The following is a 13,010-nucleotide window of genomic DNA, read 5'->3' as shown; positions in this document are numbered from 1 at the left end:
ATGACCGACCCCGCTCCCGAGACCCCGGCCGGCCTCGTGTCCGCCTGGCACCGCCTGGCCGGCGCCGCCGTGCTGCTCGACGGCTTCCACGCCCTCAAGCACGCCGTGCGCTTCGGGGCCGAGGTCCGGGTGGCGCTCACCGCGGACCGGGCCGGCGCGCTCGCGCTCGCCGAGGAGCTGGCCGAGGACGTGCGGGACACGCTGGCGGAGCTGCTGACCGAGGTGCCCCGCGAGACGTACGCCGCCCTCGTGCCGCGCCCGCATCCCACCGCCGTGGCCGCCCTGGCCGTACGCCCCTCCCGCGCGGGCAACCTCGGGAAGCTGGCGCGCACCCCGCGCACCGCCCCCGTGGTGGTCCTGGACAATCCGCGCAACCTCGGCAACGCGGGCGCGGTGATCCGGCTGGCCGCCGGTTTCGGGGCGACCGGGGTCGTCACCACCGGCACGCTCGACCCCTGGCACCCCACCGTCGTGCGCGGCGGGGCGGGGCTGCACTTCGCCACCGCCGTGGAGCGGCTGACCGTCGACGAGCTGCCGCCGGGGCCGGTCTTCGCGCTCGACCCGGAGGGTACGGACATCCGCTCGCTGAAGCTGCCGGACGACGCGCTGCTCGCCTTCGGCTCCGAGCGCAGCGGACTGTCGGCGGAGCTCCGCGCGCGGGCCGACCACCTGGTGGCGCTGCCGATGCGCCCCCAGGTCTCCAGCTACAACCTCGCGACCAGTGTGGCCATGACGCTGTACCACTGGAGCGCCACCGGGGGCGCACCTCACGCCCTCTAGGCCTCCCGGCGCACCTCGACCACCCGGAACCGGCCGGCCACGAACGCGCCGTCGCACAGGGCGGCGTTGGCCGCCGGGTTGCCGCCGGAGCCGTGGAAGTCGGAGAAGGCGGCCGTCTGGTTGACGTACACCCCGCCGGTGAGGTTCAGGGAGAGCTGGGCGGCCTCCTCCAGGCAGACCTCCCGGACCTGTTCCTCGACCTCCGGGGAGGTCGTGTACGCGCCGACCGTCATCGCGCCCTTCTCACGGATCGTGCGCCGCAGCAGCCGAGCCGCGTCGTCGGCCGAGTCGACCGCGACGGCGAAGGAGACCGGGCCGAAGCACTCGCTCATGTAGGCGGCCTCGGCGTCCGGCTTGGCGCCGTCGAGCTTCACGATCACCGGAGTGCGCACCACCGCGCCCGGGAACTCCGGGTGGGCGATCTCACGGGAGGCGAGGGCGACCTCGCCGAGACCGGCGGCGGCCTCCAGGCGGGCCTTGACGTCCGGGTTGACGATCGCGCCCAGCAGCGCGTTGGCGCGCGCGTCGTCACCGAGCAGGCCGTCGACCGCCTTCGCCAGGTCGGCGGCGACCTCGTCGAAGGACTTGGGGCCCTGGTCGGTGGTGATGCCGCCGCGCGGGATCAGCAGGTTCTGCGGGGTGGTGCACATCTGGCCGCTGTACAGCGACAGGGAGAACGCCAGGTTGGACAGCATCCCCTGGTAGTCGCCGGTCGACTCCACGATCACCGTGTTGACGCCGGCCTTCTCGGTGTACACCTGTGCCTGGCGGGCGTTGTTCTCCAGCCAGTCGCCGAACTCGGTGGAGCCGGTGTAGTCGATGATCCGGATCTCGGGACGGGTGGCGAGGGTCTTGGCGATGCCCTCGCCGGGCCGCTCGGCGGCGAGCGCCACCAGGTTCGGGTCGAAGCCGGCCTCGGTGAGCACCTGGCGGGCCGCCTGCACGGTGAGCGCGAGCGGCAGCACCGCGCGGGGGTGCGGCTTGACCAGGACCGCGTTGCCGGTGGCCAGGGAGGCGAACAGGCCCGGGTAGCCGTTCCACGTCGGGAAGGTGTTGCAGCCGATGACCAGTGCGATGCCCCTGGGGACCGGCGTGAACTCCTTGGTGAGCGCGAGCGGGTCGCGCTTGCCCTGCGGCTTGGTCCACTCCGCGGTGCCGGGCGTGCGGACCTGCTCCGCGTACGCGTAGGCCACCGCCTCCATGCCGCGGTCCTGCGCGTGCGGGCCGCCGGCCTGGAGCGCCATCATGAACGCCTGGCCGGAGGTGTGCATGACCGCCTGGGCGAACTCCGTCGTCCGGTCGCTGATCCGCTTGAGGATCTCCAGACAGACCACCGCGCGGGTCTCCGCGCCCGCGTCCCGCCAGGCCCGCATCCCGGCCTTCATGGCGGGCAGCAGCTCGTCGAGGTCCGCGTGCGGGTAGCTCACGCCCAGCTCGATGCCGTACGGGGAGGTCTCGCCGTCCACCCAGCCGTCCGTGCCGGGCTGGCCGAGGTCGAGGCGGGTGCCGAGCAGGGCGTCGAAGGCGGCCTTGCCCGCCGCCATGTCCAGGCTGCCGTTCTCCCCGTAGGCCTTGGGGTGCTCGGGGTGCGGGGACCAGTACGCGCGCGTGCGGATCGCCTCCAGCGCCCGGTCCAGGGTGGGACGGTGCCGGGCGATCAGCTCGTGCGCGGTGAGTTCGGCGGCCATGCGGGACCAACTCCTCGTCTCAGGAACTCTTCGTCGAGCTCATGGACCTGTGCGGAAACGTAGTCAGGAATGGGCGGTCAGAGTTAGAGTAACCGAACGATCGGTCGGGACAAGGGGGTCCGCCGCATCTGTGGACAACCCCGTGCGGGAGGATCGCGCACATGACAGCACTCGACCTCAGCAGTCCCGTGGCCGTGGTCGGCACCGGCACCATGGGCCAGGGAATCGCCCAGGTCGCGCTGGTCGCGGGCCACCCCGTGCGGCTGTACGACGCCGCCGACGGCCGGGCCCGCGAGGCGGCCGACGCGATCGGCGCCCGACTGGACCGGCTGGTGGAGAAGGAACGGCTCACCGCCGCCGAGCGGGACGCCGCGCGCGCCCGTCTGCGGCCCGCCGCCGAGCTCGGCGAGCTCGCCGACTGCACCCTGGTCGTCGAGGCCGTCCTGGAGCGCCTGGACGTCAAGCAGGAGCTGTTCCGTGCGCTGGAGGACATCGTCTCCGACGACTGCCTGCTCGCCACCAACACCTCCTCCCTCTCCGTCACCGCGATCGGCGGCGCCCTGCGCGTCCCCGGCCGCTTCGTGGGCCTGCACTTCTTCAACCCCGCGCCGCTGCTGCCGCTCGTCGAGGTCGTCTCCGGGTTCGCCACCGACGTCACGTACGCCACGCGCGCGTACGAGACGGCCCGCGCCTGGGGCAAGACGCCCGTCGCCTGCGCCGACACCCCCGGCTTCATCGTCAACCGCGTCGCCCGGCCCTTCTACGCCGAGGCCTTCGCGGTGTACGAGTCCCAGGGCGCCGACCCGGCCACCATCGACGCGGTCCTGCGCGAGTCCGGCGGTTTCCGGATGGGCGCCTTCGAGCTGACCGACCTCATCGGGCAGGACGTCAACGAGTCCGTGACGCACTCGGTGTGGCGGTCCTTCTTCCAGGACGTGCGCTTCACCCCCTCGCTCGCCCAGCGCCGGCTGGTCGAGTCGGGCCGCCTGGGCCGCAAGAGCGGCCAGGGCTGGTACGACCACCGGGACGGCGCCGAGCGCCCCGAGCCGCACACCGCGGAGCCCGCCGAGCCGCCCGCGTACGTGGTCGCCGAGGGCGATCTGGGGCCCGCCTCGGAGCTGCTCGCCCTGATCCGCGAGGCCGGCATCCAGGTGCGGGAGGAGGACGAGGACAACGGCACCCGCCTGGTGCTGCCCGGCGGCGGCCAGCTGGTGCTCGCCGACGGCCAGACCTCCGTGGAGTTCCGCGACGTCGTCTACTTCGACCTCGCCCTCGACTACCGCGCGGCCACCCGCGTCGCCCTGTCCCACGCCCCGAACACCTCCCCGGTGACCGTCGCCGAGGCCACCGGACTGTTCCAGGCGCTCGGCAAGAAGGTCAGCGTCATCGGGGACGTCCCCGGGATGATCGTCGCGCGGACGGTGGCCCGGATCATCGACCTGGCGCACGACGCCGTCGCCAAGGGCGTGGCCACCGAGGACGATGTCGACACCGCGATGCGCCTCGGCGTGAACTACCCGCTGGGGCCGCTGGAGTGGAGCCGCCGGCTCGGCGGCGGCTGGGCCTGCTCCGTGCTGGACAACCTGCACCAGTGCGACCCGTCCGGCCGCTACGCGCCCTCCCTCGCCCTGTACCGCCACGCCTACGCCTCGGACGAGCGGGAGGGCACCTCATGACCACCGCCAGGCGCGACACGTACACCCCGGAGACGCTCCTGTCCGTCGCCGTCCGGGTGTTCAACGAGCGCGGCTACGACGGCACCTCCATGGAGCACCTCTCCAAGGCCGCCGGCATCTCCAAGTCGTCGATCTACCACCACGTGGCCGGCAAGGAGGAACTGCTGCGCCGCGCGGTGAGCCGGGCCCTGGACGGGCTCTTCGCCATCCTCGACGAGGAGCACGCGCGCGTGGGGAGCGCCGCCGAGCGTCTGGAGTACGTCGTACGGCGCATGGTCGAGGTGCTGATCGCCGAGCTGCCGTACGTGACGCTGCTGCTGCGGGTGCGCGGCAACACGGGCACCGAGCGGTGGGCGCTGGAGCGGCGGCGCGAGTTCGACCACCGGGTGGCGGCGCTGCTGAAGGCGGCGGCGGCCGACGGGGACGTGCGCGAGGACATAGAGGTGCGCCTGGTGACCCGGCTGGTCTTCGGCATGATCAACTCGATCGTGGAGTGGTACCGGCCGGACGGGCGCGGCATGAGCGAGCGCGAGGTGGCCGACGCGGTGGCCCAGCTGGCCTTCGGGGGGCTGCGCCGGGCCGGGTGACGGCGCGCGCCGGATGAGTACGCGCGTGGTGGGAGTGAGCACGCGCGCGTGGCGGGGACGAGTACGTGGCCCGAGGTGCCGGCCGGCCGGTGGTGAGGGACCGGGCGCATGATCCGGAACGACGTGCCGTCCTCCCCCGCCCACCGGGCGTGGTGGCGGACGCCTTTGACGGCCACCCTGATCGGCCTGCCGGTCCTCGCGTCGGAGTACGTCTGGTTCCGGTCCCACGACGGCCCCGGTGCCTTCGGGAACGTCCTCTACTGGGCGTCCGGCCTGCTGCTGCTCGCCTGGGTGCTGCCCCGCCGCTCCCCGCGGGGGCTGCGGAGGGCGGTGGCCGGCGCGGGCCTCGGCTGCGCGCTGCTTCCGCTGGTGTTCGCGGTTCTGCTGGGCGCGGTGTGGGCCGCCTCCACCTGACGGCCGTCGGCGAGGACGCCCGGCCGGGCGTTCACCCCTGTGGCTCCAGGTCCTCCTCCTCGAACACCAGCAGCGTGCGCGTGCTGAGCACCTCGGGGATCGCCTGGAGCCGGGTGAGCACCAGCTCGCGCAGCGCCCGGTTGTCGGGCGTGTGCACCAGCAGCAGGACGTCGAAGTCGCCGCCCACCAGCGCGATGTGCGAGGCGCCCGGGAGCTGCCGGAGCTGCTCGCGGACCGTGCGCCAGGTGTTCTGGACGATCTTCAGGGTGATGTAGGCGGACGTTCCGTGACCGGCCCGCTCATGGTTGACGCGGGCCCCGAAGCCGCGGATGACGCCGTCCTCGACCAGTCTGTTGATGCGCGCGTACGCGTTCGCGCGGGAGACGTGGACCCGCTCGGCGACCGAGCGTACGGACGCGCGGCCGTCCGCCTGGAGCATCCGCAGGATGTCCTGGTCGATGTCGTCCAGGGGCCGCGCCGGAGTGAACGGCCCGGTCCCCTCCCGGTCATCGGCCATTTGTTCAGATGCCACCTGCCCCCACCTCTCCGCCGTGGACGTCCTGCATCCATCTCAGGATGTGGAGAACCGTTTGTCCACAGCCTGGTGCCACCCGTAGCCAAAATGCGCCGACGACCGAACAATCGGTTGGTGAGGCGCGTCACAGACGCCGTGCCTCCGACATCCCACGAGGAGGTGCCGTCATGACGGTCATGGAGCAGCGGGGGGCCTACCGGCCGACCCCGCCGCCCGCCTGGCAGCCCCGTACCGACCCCGCGCCGCTGCTGCCCGACGCGGAGCCGTACCGCGTGCTCGGCACCGAGGCGGCCGCCGGGGCCGACCCGGAGCTGCTGCGCCGGCTGTACGCGGAGCTGGTGAAGGGCCGCCGCTACAACGCGCAGGCCACCGCCCTCACCAAGCAGGGCCGTCTCGCGGTCTACCCCTCCAGCACCGGCCAGGAGGCCTGCGAGGTCGCCGCCGCGCTCGTCCTCGAGGAGCGCGACTGGCTCTTCCCGAGCTACCGCGACACCCTCGCCGTCGTCGCGCGCGGGGTGGACCCCGTGGAGGCCCTCACCCTGCTGCGCGGCGACTGGCACACCGGCTACGACCCCCACGAGCACCGCGTGGCGCCGCTGAGCACCCCGCTCGCCACCCAGCTGCCGCACGCCGTCGGTCTCGCGCACGCCGCCCGCCTCAAGGGCGACGACGTGGTCGCGCTCGCCATGGTCGGCGACGGCGGCACCAGCGAGGGCGACTTCCACGAGGCGCTGAACTTCGCCGCCGTCTGGCAGGCCCCGGTGGTCTTCCTCGTCCAGAACAACGGCTTCGCGATCTCCGTACCGCTCGCCAAGCAGACCGCGGCCCCGTCGCTGGCCCACAAGGCCGTCGGCTACGGCATGCCCGGCCGCCTGGTCGACGGCAACGACGCCGCCGCCGTGCACGAGGTCCTGGCCGACGCCGTACGCCGCGCCCGCGCGGGCGGCGGCCCGACCCTGGTCGAGGCGGTCACGTACCGCGTGGAGGCCCACACCAACGCCGACGACGCCACCCGCTACCGCGGGGACGCCGAGGTGGAGACCTGGAAGCGGCACGACCCGATCGCGCTGCTGGAGCACGAGCTGACCGGGCGCGGACTGCTCGACGGGACCGGCGTCGAGACCGCCCGCCAGGACGCCGAGACCATGGCCGCCGACCTGCGGGCCCGCATGAACCAGGACCCGGCGCTCGACCCCATGGACCTCTTCACCCACGTCTACGCCGAGCCCACCCCCCAGCTGCTTGAGCAGCGCGAGCAGCTGCGGGCCGAGCTGGCGGCCGAGGCCGAGCCGGAAGGGGCGCAGCGATGACCACCGTCGCCGTCAAACCGGCCACCATGGCGCAGGCCCTCACGCGCGCCCTGCGCGACGCCATGGCCGCCGACGCGTCCGTGCACGTCATGGGCGAGGACGTCGGCACCCTCGGCGGTGTCTTCCGGGTCACCGACGGACTGGCGAAGGAATTCGGCGAGGACCGCTGCACGGACACGCCGCTGGCCGAGGCGGGCATCCTCGGCACGGCCGTCGGCATGGCCATGTACGGGCTGCGGCCGGTCGTGGAGATGCAGTTCGACGCGTTCGCCTACCCGGCGTTCGAGCAGCTCGTCTCGCACGTCGCGAAGATGCGCAACCGCACGCGCGGGAAGCTGCCCCTGCCGCTCACCGTCCGCGTCCCCTACGGCGGCGGCATCGGCGGGGTCGAGCACCACAGCGACTCCTCCGAGGCGTACTACATGGCGACTCCGGGGCTCCACGTCGTCACGCCCGCCACCGTCGCCGACGCCTACGGGCTGCTGCGCGCCGCCATCGCCTCCGACGACCCCGTCGTCTTCCTGGAGCCCAAGCGGCTCTACTGGTCGAAGGACTCCTGGAACCCCGAGGAGCCGACGGCCGTTGAACCGATAGGCCGTGCGGTGGTGCGGCGCTCGGGGCGGAGCGCCACGCTCATCACGTACGGGCCGTCGCTGCCCGTCTGCATGGAGGCGGCCGAGGCGGCCCGGGCCGAGGGCTGGGACCTCGAAGTCGTCGATCTGCGCTCCCTGGTGCCGTTCGACGACGAGACGGTGTGCGCCTCGGTACGGCGGACGGGACGCGCGGTCGTCGTCCACGAGTCGGGTGGCTTCGGCGGCCCGGGCGGGGAGATCGCGGCCCGGGTCACGGAGCGCTGCTTCCACCACCTGGAGGCGCCGGTGCTGCGTGTGGCCGGGTTCGACCTGCCGTACCCGCCGCCGATGCTGGAGCGCCACCACCTGCCCGGAGTGGACCGGATCCTGGACGCCGTGGGGCGTCTGCAGTGGGAGGCCGAGAGCTGATGGCACAGGTGCTGGAGTTCAAGCTGCCCGACCTCGGTGAGGGGCTCACCGGGGCGGAGATCGTGCGCTGGCTGGTCGAGGTCGGTGACGTCGTCGCCGTGGACCAGCCGGTCGTCGAGGTCGAGACGGCCAAGGCGATGGTGGACGTGCCCTGCCCCTACGGCGGTGTCGTCACGGCCCGCTTCGGCGTGGAGGGCACGGAACTGCCCGTCGGCGCTCCGCTGCTGACGGTGGCGGTGGGCGAGCCGGCCGACGACCGCCCGGCCGGGGACGCGAGCACCGCGGAATCCGAGGACGCGCGCGGCCGGACCCCGGCCACCGAGGGCTCCGGCAACGTCCTGGTCGGCTACGGCACCGCGGAAGCCCCGGCCCGGCGCCGCCGCGTCCGTCCGCCGCGGGCGACACCCGCGACACCCGCGCTCCCCGCCGCGTCCACCACCCCCTCCGCCCCTTCCGCCCCCGTGGCGAACGGACGGCCCAGGCCCGCGCGGCCCGCCGTCGCGCAGGCCCGCACCCCGGGCGCGGCGGACGGCCCCGTCCCCGTGATCTCGCCCCTGGTGCGCAGGCTGGCCCGGCAGAACGGCCTGGACCTGCGGGAGCTGACCGGCTCCGGCCCCGATGGCCTGATCCTCCGCGCGGACGTGGAGTACGCCCTGCGCGCCGCCGCCGCCCAGAGCCGTACGGGCGCGACGACCGGCGAACCGCACACGCGGGCCGACCGGGCGGGCGCGCCGGCACCGGCCGCGGGCACCCCGGGCGTGACCCGTGTCCCCCTCAAGGGCATCCGCGGGGCCGTCGCCGACAAGCTCTCCCGCAGCCGCACCGAGATCCCCGACGCGACCTGCTGGGTGGACGCCGACGCGACCGAACTGATGCGGACCCGCGCGGCGATGAACGCGGCGGGCGGACCGAAGATATCCGTCATCGCCCTGCTGGCCCGCATCTGCACCGCCGCACTCGCCCGCTTCCCCGAGCTCAACTCCTCGGTGGACACCGAGGCCAGGGAGATCGTCCAGTACGACGACGTGCACCTCGGCTTCGCCGCGCAGACCGACCGGGGGCTCGTCGTCCCCGTCGTCCGGGACGCGCACGCGCGGGACGCCGAGGCGCTCACGGCCGAGTTCGCCCGGCTGACCGAGGCGGCCCGGTCGGGCACGCTGACGCCCGCGGAACTCACGGGCGGCACCTTCACGTTGAACAACTACGGCGTGTTCGGCGTCGACGGCTCCACACCGATCGTCAACCACCCCGAGGCCGCCATGCTCGGCGTCGGCCGCATCGTCCCCAAGCCATGGGTGCACGAGGGCGAGCTGGCGGTGCGGCAGGTCGTGCAGCTCTCGCTCACCTTCGACCACCGGGTCTGCGACGGCGGCACCGCGGGAGGCTTCCTGCGGTACGTGGCGGACTGTGTCGAACAACCGGCGGTGCTGCTGCGGTCGCTGTGAGTCCGCTTCAAGTCCCCGGTCTTCCCGGTCTCCCGGGTCTCCCCGGCCGTATCTCGGTGCCCCCGCGTTCCCTGTGATCGCGGGGGCACGCATACTCGGAGGGTGACCGAGCATCAGCCACCCGGCGGTCCTTCCGGCGATCCCTCCGGTGGTCTTCCCGGTGACCCCTCCGGCGATCCTCCCGGAGATCCCCTCGGGGACCCCGACTCCGCGTACGACGCCGTCGTGCTCGCCGGTGGCGCCGCCCGGCGGCTCGGGGGCGCGGACAAGCCCGGCGTACGGGTGGGCGGACGGGCGCTGCTCGACCGGGTGCTCGCGGCCTGCGCCGGCGCCCGGACCACGGTGGTCGTCGCCGGCCCCCGCCCCACCGCACGACCCGTGATCTGGGCCCGCGAGGACCCCCCGGGCGGCGGGCCCCTGGCCGCGCTCGCCGCCGGGCTCCGGCACACCACGGCCGATCACGTCGTCGTCCTCTCCGCCGACCTGCCGTTCCTCGACCGCCGCACGGTACGGGGGCTGTTGACGCCCCTCCGCCACGGCGCCACCACCGACGGCGTGCTGCTGACCGACTCCGACGGCCGGGACCAGCCGCTCGTCGCCGCGTACCGGACCGGTCCCCTGCGCCGCGAACTGGCCGCGCTCACCGGCCGGCACGGCGAGCTGACCGGGCTGCCCCTGCGCCGGCTGACCGGCTCGCTCGACCTCACCCGCATCTCCGACCCGGTGGCGTCCTTCGACTGCGACACCTGGGACGACATCGCCACCGCCAGGGCACGCATCAGGGAGCATGGACACGTGTTGGATGAATGGATCTCCGCAGTCAAGGACGAGCTGGGCATCGACCTGGACGTCGACACCGGCGTGCTGCTCGACCTCGCCCGCGACGCCGCCCACGGGGTGGCCCGGCCCGCCGCGCCGTTGACCACCTTCCTCGTCGGCTACGCGGCCGCACAGGCGGGCGGCGGCCGGGAGGCCGTCGCCGAGGCGGCCCGCAAGGCCGCGGCACTCGCCCTGCGCTGGGCCGACGAGGAAACCCCCGACGCCACCCCCGACGCCACCCCTGAAGTCCCCGAAGCCCCCCACGCCACCCCCGAAGCCCTCGACACCCGCCCGGACGCCTGATGACCCCGCGCGCCGTCCGGGCCGACAAGAACGCCGACGACCTCGACGTCGAGGAGGCGCTCGCTCTCGTGAGGAAACATCCCGGCGGAACCACGGAAACCCCCCGCCATCCGCACCACGACGCCACCGCCTGGACCGACGCCCGCGCCATCGCCGAACGCGCCCCGCGCCACGGCACCGGCGGCCGCACCGGCTACCTGACCCCGGTCGCCGTCCCCCTCGCCTCCGCCCTGGGCCTCACCCTCGCCGCCCCCCTCACCGCCCTCACCGACCTGCCCTCCTTCGACACCTCCGCGATGGACGGCTGGGCGGTCTCCGGCCCCGGTCCCTGGTCCGTACGGGAGGAGGGCGTCCTCGCCGGGCACGCCGCGCACCCGCCGCTCACCGACGGCGAGGCCGTCCGCATCGCCACCGGCGCCCGCATCCCCCCGGACACCACCGCCGTGCTCCGCAGCGAACACGGCCGCACCGACGACAAGGGCCGGCTGCACGTCACCGCCGCCACCCGGCCGCCGCACACGGTCACCCACGGCCAGGACATCCGCCCCCGCGGCCAGGAGTGCCGCAGCGGCGACCAGCTGCTGCCCGTGGGTGTCCCGGTGACCCCGCCCGTCCTGGGCATGGCCGCCGCCGCCGGATACGACACGCTCACCGCCGTCCCCCGCCCCCGCGTCGACGTGTTCGTCCTCGGTGACGAACTGCTCGGCGAGGGCCTGCCGCACGACGGGCTGATCCGGGACGCGCTCGGCCCGCTGCTGCCGCCCTGGCTGCGCGCGCTCGGCGCGGAGGTGACCGCCGTACGCCGGGTCGGCGACACCGAACAGGCGCTGTACGAGGCCATCACGGCGTCCGACGCCGATGTCGTCGTCACCACCGGCGGCACCGCCGCGGGCCCGGTCGACCACGTGCACCCCACGCTGCGCCGCATCGGCGCCGAACTCCTCGTGGACGGCGTCAAGGTGCGCCCCGGCCACCCCATGCTCCTGGCCCGCACCAAGGAGAACCAGCACCTCGTCGGCCTGCCCGGCAACCCCCTCGCCGCCGTCTCCGGCCTGCTCACGCTCGCCGAGCCCCTGCTGCGCACCCTCGCCGCGCGCCCCGCCCCCGAGCCGTACGCGCTGCCGCTGCGGGACGGGGTGCAGGGGCACCCGTACGACACCCGGCTGGTCCCGGTGGCCCTGCGCGGTGACCGGGCGCTGCCGCTGCTCTACAACGGCCCGGCCATGCTGCGCGGTATCGCGGCGGCCGACGCGCTCGCCGTCGTACCTCCCGGCGGAGCACGGCCGGGCCAGGAGGCGGAACTGCTCGACCTGCCCTGGGCGTCCGGAGGAATCGGGGTGTGTTTCACGTGAAACTTCCGGGCCAGGACGCCATCGCTCGCCAGGCGGACGAACATCTGGTGACCCATCGGGTGAAACTCCCGAGGAAACTGGTGGAGCATCCGATCCGCCAGGTCACCAAACGACTGTCGTGGGCCCTGGTGGTGCTGGTGGTGACGGCGTTCATCGTGTACGCCGACCACGACGGCTACAACGACAACTCCGACGGATCCCTCGATCTCCTCGACGCGTTCTACTACGCGACCGTCACCCTCTCCACCACCGGGTACGGCGACATCACTCCGGTCAGTGACGCCGCCCGGCTCACCAACATCTTCGTCATCACGCCGTTGCGCGTGCTGTTCCTGATCATTCTGGTCGGCACCACCCTCGAGGCCCTCACCGAACGCACGCGGGAGGAGTGGCGACTGAACCGCTGGAGGTCCGCGTTGCGCGATCACACCGTCGTCGTCGGGTTCGGCACCAAGGGCAGGTCCGCGATCAAGACCGTCTGTGCGACCGGGCTCAGGAAGGAGCAGGTCGTGGTCGTCGATCCCAGCGCGAAGGCGGTCGACGCGGCCACGGCGGACGGTTACGCGGGTGTCATAGGGGATGCCACGCGCAGCGAGGTGCTGAAGCGGGCCGAGGTGCAGCGGGCCCGGCAGATCATCATCGCGACGCAGCGCGACGACACGGCGGTCCTCGTGACGCTGACGGCGCGGCAGCTCAACCGGGGCGCGAAGATCGTGGCCGCGGTGCGCGAGGAGGAGAACGCCCCGCTGCTGAAGCAGTCGGGGGCCGACGCGGTCATCACCAGCGCCAGCGCGGCCGGGCGGCTGCTCGGGCTGTCCGTGCTCAGCCCCTCGGCGGGCATGGTCATGGAGGACCTCATCCAGCAGGGCTCCGGGCTCGACATCGTGGAGCGGCCGGTCATAAAGGCCGAGGTGGGCAAGGTGCCCCGTGAGGTCGACGACCTGGTGGTGAGCGTCGTACGCGGGCACCGGGTGCTCGGCTACGACGACTCGGACGTCGGGACGCTGGAACTGACGGACCGGCTGATCACGATCGTGCGGGCGACGCCGGGCACACAGATCGCGCCCGACGTCCGTCCGTTCCGCGGCTGAGGCGGCCTC

The 13,010-nt window shown here is 73.7% G+C and carries 12 protein-coding genes; 10 read left to right on the top strand and 2 right to left on the bottom strand.

The annotated features are described in order from the left end of the window. Entirely contained in the window at positions 1-780 is a 780-nt protein-coding gene (locus KUM38_RS01175) for an RNA methyltransferase (protein ID WP_217127346.1), read from the top strand. On the opposite strand, the gene paaN is transcribed toward KUM38_RS01175, so the two are convergent. After that, a complete protein-coding gene (paaN, locus tag KUM38_RS01170) occupies positions 777-2,468 on the bottom strand; it encodes a phenylacetic acid degradation protein PaaN (RefSeq protein WP_217127345.1) in 1,692 nt (563 codons plus the stop codon). The two genes, KUM38_RS01175 and paaN, sit on opposite strands and share 4 nt — an antisense overlap. A 161-nt stretch (positions 2,469-2,629) precedes the next feature. On the opposite strand from paaN, the gene KUM38_RS01165 reads away from it, so the two are divergent. From KUM38_RS01165 to KUM38_RS01155, 3 genes are all read left to right on the top strand, one after another. Next, positions 2,630-4,144 (top strand): 3-hydroxyacyl-CoA dehydrogenase, encoded by a 1,515-nt coding sequence (locus KUM38_RS01165; protein ID WP_217127344.1) that lies wholly within the window; start codon positions 2,630-2,632, stop codon positions 4,142-4,144. Beyond that, positions 4,141-4,731, top strand: a complete 591-nt coding sequence (locus KUM38_RS01160) for a TetR/AcrR family transcriptional regulator (protein ID WP_217127343.1) — start codon at positions 4,141-4,143, stop codon at positions 4,729-4,731. Before KUM38_RS01165 ends, KUM38_RS01160 begins: the two co-directional genes overlap by 4 nt. Positions 4,732-4,839: 108 nt before the next feature. Further along, positions 4,840-5,145: a hypothetical protein gene (locus tag KUM38_RS01155; RefSeq protein ID WP_217127342.1), complete on the top strand. Its 306-nt coding sequence runs from the start codon at positions 4,840-4,842 to the stop codon at positions 5,143-5,145. A gap of 31 nt (positions 5,146-5,176) precedes the next feature. On the opposite strand, the gene KUM38_RS01150 is transcribed toward KUM38_RS01155, so the two are convergent. Continuing rightward, on the bottom strand, positions 5,177-5,662 hold the full coding sequence (locus KUM38_RS01150; RefSeq protein WP_217127375.1) for an Lrp/AsnC family transcriptional regulator: 486 nt from the start codon (positions 5,660-5,662) through the stop codon (positions 5,177-5,179). A gap of 185 nt (positions 5,663-5,847) precedes the next feature. Here KUM38_RS01150 and pdhA point away from each other — a divergent pair, with 185 nt between their 5' ends. The 6 genes from pdhA (at position 5,848) to KUM38_RS01120 (ending at position 13,001) form a co-directional block, all read left to right on the top strand. Continuing rightward, entirely contained in the window at positions 5,848-6,990 is a 1,143-nt protein-coding gene (gene pdhA / locus KUM38_RS01145; protein WP_217127341.1) for a pyruvate dehydrogenase (acetyl-transferring) E1 component subunit alpha, read from the top strand. Then, positions 6,987-7,991 (top strand): alpha-ketoacid dehydrogenase subunit beta, encoded by a 1,005-nt coding sequence (locus KUM38_RS01140; protein ID WP_217127340.1) that lies wholly within the window; start codon positions 6,987-6,989, stop codon positions 7,989-7,991. The genes pdhA and KUM38_RS01140 overlap by 4 nt, the downstream gene beginning before the upstream one ends. Continuing rightward, positions 7,991-9,436, top strand: a complete 1,446-nt coding sequence (locus tag KUM38_RS01135) for a dihydrolipoamide acetyltransferase family protein (RefSeq protein WP_217127339.1) — start codon at positions 7,991-7,993, stop codon at positions 9,434-9,436. Before KUM38_RS01140 ends, KUM38_RS01135 begins: the two co-directional genes overlap by 1 nt. A 102-nt stretch (positions 9,437-9,538) precedes the next feature. Next, the gene (locus KUM38_RS01130) at positions 9,539-10,558 is read left to right on the top strand and encodes an NTP transferase domain-containing protein (RefSeq protein ID WP_374227022.1); all 1,020 of its coding nucleotides are present in this window, start codon (positions 9,539-9,541) and stop codon (positions 10,556-10,558) included. Continuing rightward, positions 10,558-11,910: a molybdopterin molybdotransferase MoeA gene (locus KUM38_RS01125; RefSeq protein ID WP_217127338.1), complete on the top strand. Its 1,353-nt coding sequence runs from the start codon at positions 10,558-10,560 to the stop codon at positions 11,908-11,910. The genes KUM38_RS01130 and KUM38_RS01125 overlap by 1 nt, the downstream gene beginning before the upstream one ends. Next, a complete protein-coding gene (locus KUM38_RS01120) occupies positions 11,907-13,001 on the top strand; it encodes a TrkA family potassium uptake protein (protein ID WP_217127337.1) in 1,095 nt (364 codons plus the stop codon). The genes KUM38_RS01125 and KUM38_RS01120 overlap by 4 nt, the downstream gene beginning before the upstream one ends. The last annotated feature ends 9 nt before the right edge of the window (positions 13,002-13,010 follow it).

This window comes from Streptomyces sp. AC558_RSS880, from assembly GCF_019049255.1.
In the GTDB taxonomy this organism is placed as follows: domain Bacteria; phylum Actinomycetota; class Actinomycetes; order Streptomycetales; family Streptomycetaceae; genus Streptomyces.
The sequence above is the reverse complement of the archived record's forward strand: the minus strand, read 5'-3'. Positions and strand labels throughout refer to the sequence as shown.

Bases quoted from the DNA above. Each gene is read 5' to 3' on its own strand.
- KUM38_RS01165 (WP_217127344.1), top strand. From the start codon at position 2,630: ATGACAGCACTCGACCTCAGCAGTCCCGTGGCCGTGGTCGGCACCGGC.
- KUM38_RS01125 (WP_217127338.1), top strand. From the start codon at position 10,558: ATGACCCCGCGCGCCGTCCGGGCCGACAAGAACGCCGACGACCTCGAC.
- KUM38_RS01150 (WP_217127375.1), bottom strand. From the start codon at position 5,662: ATGGCCGATGACCGGGAGGGGACCGGGCCGTTCACTCCGGCGCGGCCC.
- KUM38_RS01155 (WP_217127342.1), top strand. From the start codon at position 4,840: ATGATCCGGAACGACGTGCCGTCCTCCCCCGCCCACCGGGCGTGGTGG.
- paaN (WP_217127345.1), bottom strand. From the start codon at position 2,468: ATGGCCGCCGAACTCACCGCGCACGAGCTGATCGCCCGGCACCGTCCC.
- KUM38_RS01135 (WP_217127339.1), top strand. From the start codon at position 7,991: ATGGCACAGGTGCTGGAGTTCAAGCTGCCCGACCTCGGTGAGGGGCTC.
- pdhA (WP_217127341.1), top strand. From the start codon at position 5,848: ATGACGGTCATGGAGCAGCGGGGGGCCTACCGGCCGACCCCGCCGCCC.
- KUM38_RS01175 (WP_217127346.1), top strand. From the start codon at position 1: ATGACCGACCCCGCTCCCGAGACCCCGGCCGGCCTCGTGTCCGCCTGG.
- KUM38_RS01140 (WP_217127340.1), top strand. From the start codon at position 6,987: ATGACCACCGTCGCCGTCAAACCGGCCACCATGGCGCAGGCCCTCACG.
- KUM38_RS01160 (WP_217127343.1), top strand. From the start codon at position 4,141: ATGACCACCGCCAGGCGCGACACGTACACCCCGGAGACGCTCCTGTCC.